We start from the raw sequence: 290 nt of genomic DNA, 5'->3' as shown, positions 1-290 counted from the left end.
AACAGGTGCGCGAGATCGTGGCCGACACGGCGCTCTCTCCCATTCAGGCCGTCAAGAAGATCTACAATCTGGATCGAGTGGACCAGCTGGGCGCGAGCGCCGCCAACGCGTTTCTGAAGACACTGGAGGAGCCGGCCGACGACGTGGTGATGATCCTTCTGGGCCGTACCCGCGAGTCGGTGCTGCCCACTATCGTCTCCCGTTGCCAGGTGGTGCCCTTCCGCCACATTCCCGCCTCGGAGGCCGCGGGCATCGTGGCCCAGAACACCGGCGCCGACCCGGCCCAAGCG

Annotated in this window: 1 pseudogene; it reads left to right on the top strand. The window is 66.6% G+C overall.

Annotation, left to right across the window (positions count from 1 at the left end):
• A pseudogene (locus NE591_RS15325) lies at positions 1 to 290 on the top strand (DNA polymerase III subunit delta); the annotation flags it as partial.

Origin of the sequence: Adlercreutzia sp. DFI.6.23 (assembly GCF_024462535.1) — a bacterium.
In the GTDB taxonomy this organism is placed as follows: Bacteria; Actinomycetota; Coriobacteriia; order Coriobacteriales; family Eggerthellaceae; genus Adlercreutzia; species Adlercreutzia rubneri.
The sequence above is the reverse complement of the archived record's forward strand: the minus strand, read 5'-3'. Positions and strand labels throughout refer to the sequence as shown.